This is a genomic window from Edaphobacter aggregans DSM 19364 (assembly GCF_000745965.1).
In the GTDB taxonomy this organism is placed as follows: domain Bacteria; phylum Acidobacteriota; class Terriglobia; order Terriglobales; family Acidobacteriaceae; genus Edaphobacter; species Edaphobacter aggregans.
Genome location: NZ_JQKI01000259.1, coordinates 1 through 3,854, shown reverse-complemented (window position 1 = coordinate 3,854; position 3,854 = coordinate 1). Strand labels below are relative to the sequence as shown.

At 55.1% G+C, this 3,854-nt stretch carries 4 protein-coding genes; 1 reads left to right on the top strand and 3 read right to left on the bottom strand.

Translation table 11 applies throughout. The annotated features are described in order from the left end of the window. Positions 1 to 186: 186 nt before the first annotated feature. Positions 187 to 666, bottom strand: coding sequence for a hypothetical protein (locus tag Q363_RS43465; protein ID WP_211256451.1), 480 nt, complete (start codon positions 664 to 666; stop codon positions 187 to 189). Between the two features lie 532 nt (positions 667 to 1,198). On the opposite strand from Q363_RS43465, the gene Q363_RS30855 reads away from it, so the two are divergent. Further along, on the top strand, positions 1,199 to 1,960 hold the full coding sequence (locus Q363_RS30855) for a hypothetical protein (RefSeq protein WP_035358418.1): 762 nt from the start codon (positions 1,199 to 1,201) through the stop codon (positions 1,958 to 1,960). Positions 1,961 to 2,578: 618 nt separating this feature from the next. Here the strand turns inward: Q363_RS30855 and Q363_RS30850 are convergent. Both Q363_RS30850 and Q363_RS39620 read right to left on the bottom strand, forming a co-directional pair. Beyond that, on the bottom strand, positions 2,579 to 3,190 hold the full coding sequence (locus Q363_RS30850; protein ID WP_035358417.1) for a cation efflux transmembrane domain-containing protein: 612 nt from the start codon (positions 3,188 to 3,190) through the stop codon (positions 2,579 to 2,581). Between the two features lie 100 nt (positions 3,191 to 3,290). Continuing rightward, a complete protein-coding gene (locus tag Q363_RS39620) occupies positions 3,291 to 3,551 on the bottom strand; it encodes an efflux RND transporter permease subunit (protein ID WP_281176113.1) in 261 nt (86 codons plus the stop codon). Positions 3,552 to 3,854: the final 303 nt, after the last annotated feature.

Here is a 3,854-nt window from a genome sequence, read left to right as displayed (position 1 = left end):
CCACGGATTCTGATCAGACGAAAGCGCGCTCTCCCGAGCGCGCCCAGAAGATTTCGTGCTTTTCTCTTGACAAAGACTTACATGGATGCCCGTCACACGCCAAAGTGCAGCCTCTAAAGAAGCTCGGTGATCCTTCCTTTCGGTTGATGCGAATGTTCTGGCCAGGAAAGCAAAGCCTGACAGGGGTTAGGGAGAGGCAGTATTCCGTCCCCGCCTACTCGCCTGGACCTCTGTCAGCCAGGCGTTGTACCGCGCCATAGAAACCTTGATGACGCCATGCACTGTGTTGCCTTCGCTGATCGCGTCAGTGGAGCGAAGAAACGCTAATCCCTTCTCCGGTCCGGAAAGAGATTGCGCGAGTGAGTCGGAAATACTCCGAGTGTCTTCCATGGAGGGCGTCGTGATTTCATATTCGAACTCAATTTGCCTGCCATAGTGAATTCCGAATTGAAGCGTATCTCCATCCTTCAGCAGTTCCGCCAGTTTTGGATTGATGGCCGCAAAAGCGTCCCGTATATCCGAGGTCCAAGTAAGCAGGGACAGGACACACCAGCTATTGTCGTCGCGTCGTAGTCTTGACAGCCTGGCTACCAGACGAGGGTCCGCCGGGCTCCGATCCAGATGCCGGTCAAGCTCTCGTTGCACACTGGCAGTGGACCCGAACAATAGGATGCTCGAATCAGGAATCGCCAGCCAGCGAACTTCATTAAACTCGCTCCGCTCGCGCGCAAATGGTTGGACAACCAGTACAGGCAGGCCTCGGTAACGAGTGACACTCGCACCTCCACTAAGCGCAGACCTGTAAACACCCTCACGATTGAAGTTCCCGGTCGCAAGAAGGCTATGCTCAGTCAACATTCCAGCACTGTCGGCAGCTACAACATAAATAAGCTCATGGACAACAAGAGTACTGTCAGCCCCGGTTAACGCTAAGAAATCATTGAAATTGATTCTGTTCTTGTGCGACGTGAGAACAAAGTGGCCAAGGACAGCACTGGGGGATGGGGAACTGATCCTTGTCACGGCCTGCGCACCCGGAGGCACAAGCGAGAGAATTCTCTGATCCGCCGTTGCTGCTGGGCTGATGGGAACCGCGATGCATGCCAGGAGAGCAAACAAAATGGACTGACCGCCTTGACGTTGCAACGATCTTGCCGCACGCAATCCCGACAAGCTGAAAGAACTGCAGGCGCTCTTTGTGACGGAGGCCACCAAATATCAGGTCTTCCCGTTGGATAACTCCGCCTTCTCGCGAGCGACTACGCCGCGGCCGAGCGCCGTGGCCGGGCGCACGGTTTTCACGTACATGGGTGAAAACGCCGGGATTCCTGTCGGCAATGCTCCCAGCATCCTGGACAGGGATTACACCATCACCGCCAATGTCACTATCCCCTCCGGCGGCGCGGAAGGAGTGATTGCGACCGAGGGCGGCCGCTTCGGCGGATATGCGCTGATGCTGAGCCCGAGCGCCAAATGGATACTGAACAGCGGAATCTTTAAGGCAATCGGCGCGTGCTTGTTAATTCTGGGCCTGCTTCTGGCCGTCGCGGGGGACGCGGGTAAGTGGAGAAAACGATTCGGCTACACTCTGTTGCTGGTCGCGGCACTTGGACTCGCCATCTCCTTCGCCACTGACATATTCCAAATCGGCCGAGGCAGGCCGGTGCTCGTCTACAACTTCCTTGACCTGGAGCGTTTCCGATGGGAAGGCCTGTCCTCGCTGGGCGAAGGGAAACACACCATCGTCTTTAACTTCAAGTACGACGGACCTGGCCGGCCAAGGGTGGAACCGGGGTGTTGTCGGTGGACGGTAAAGAGGTCGCCCGCAAATCGATGGAGCACACCATACCAATGCTCGTGCCGTTCGATGAAACCTTTGACGTCGGACTCGATACCCGCACTCCGGTGGACTTTAGCTACAACGTCCCATTCCGCTTCACCGGAAACATTGACAGGCTGACCATGACATCGGACCGTCACAGTTGACAGCCGAGGATCAGAAGAAAGTCGATAAGACTATGGCCGAGGTCAACAATTAGCGATCGGTAGCTGGGCTTGGAACAATGCCGACTGTAGAAGGGGCTTTGCTGCTACGCACGGACTCGATTGAAGGGCCAATAGTAGCACGCGGGTTCTGTGAGTTGGTGCAGTTGCCTGCACATGGGCCCGAAATCACTCGTGGGCTTCCCGACACCCGCGGCGTTAGAGCTAGTGAAGTAGAGTTTCGACAATGAGCGATTGAAGAGGCACTGATCGCTGCGAGGATTCGGTCTTGGGCAGGCCGAACGACGCCATAGACAATCGAACGTGTCACGTTTATCGTCCAGATTTGTCTTCACTTCTGCGGTCGACGCTGATCGTGAGGCGGCATCACAACGTCACCGATCTGGTGCCGCTTTTGGTGCCACTTTGTAGCGTGATGGTGTGCTTTTTTGTGCGACGGAGTGCGATGTGGATAACAAGTCCATCTGATTCATTATGAGGTTCTTATTCCGCGCTGTGCCGCGGGACAAGGACTCCACCTCAACCAATAACGGCTCAGCCGTTGAACCCTCGGTCTAAGGAGATCGCACAATGCTTAAGCCGCAGCAGACGTATGTTCGTTTCTCGCTACTCTCCAGACCATCCTCGCGGCGTCAGTGTTCATGATGGCAATGCCGATACCCACGATCAGGTCAGGCCAGCCAGAAAGCCACCGGAGAGTGATGATGCCAGCCGCAATTATGGCGATGTTTGCCAGTGCATCGTTTCGTGCTGACAGGAAGGCAGCCCGCGTTAGACTCCCGCTGTGATAGCGAAATCTGGTCAGTAGAAACGCGCATCCGAGATTTACGACAAGGGCTCCGAATCCGGTCCCAGAGAGCAACCACGGCTCTGGTGGTGTTGGTGCGATGAATTTTTTACATGCAGTCCAAAGGAGAGCGGCTGTGGGAATGAGCAGGATGCCCGCGAGTAACATGCCGACGCGGGCACGCTTCTTCAACGACCATCCTAGTGCTATAGCGATCAACAAATTAACCGAGGTGTCCTCAAGAAAATCGATGCTGTCGGCGAATAGGGACACCGACCCGATCTGTCTGGCGACAGCAAACTCAACAAAGAAATAGGCTAAATTGGCCATCGCGACGATCAGCACCACACGACGCAAACCGATATCCGAAGTTTGGCCGGACAAGGTGAAAGGGTTCATCGTATATCTCTTATCTCTCGTTCGTTGGGCGTCCGTTGGGCGTTCGTTGGGCGAAATTGGACATAAGTTTCGACAAGTCTGGAGCGGTCTTATCATCCGATTATGAGGTATTAGATATGGCATTCGCCTCCCTCCGCCGTTCTATCCATTGGTACAGCGCAGGCAGCACGAGCAGGGTCAGTAATGTCGAGGTCACCAGCCCTCCGATGACCACTGTAGCCAGAGGTCTCTGCACTTCCGCACCAGCCCGATGCGATATAGCCATAGGAATGAAGCCCAGGCTGGCTACAAGCGCTGTCATAAGGACGGGCCTCAGACGGGTTTCAGCACCCTGTTCAACGGCAGCCGCTCGTAGTGCCACAGTTGACGCACATGTGGCAGCTACCGTTCGGGACCATCAATGACCCACAAGTGACACAGAGCGGCCCATCGCCAACCTCACAGCTGTCGTGGAGAAATTGCGAAATGCCCTTCCAGCAGATAAATAAGTGGCGCATCGGCCAGTATCTACAGATTGCATTAGGGTATTGTTTCGCGTGCGTCACATGATTCTTGGCGTATAACGGGCTTCCATGTAAGTCTTTGTCAAGAGAAAAGCACGAAATCTTCTGGGCGCGCTCGGGAGAGCGCGCTTTCGTCTGATCAGAATCCGTGGTTACGCAAC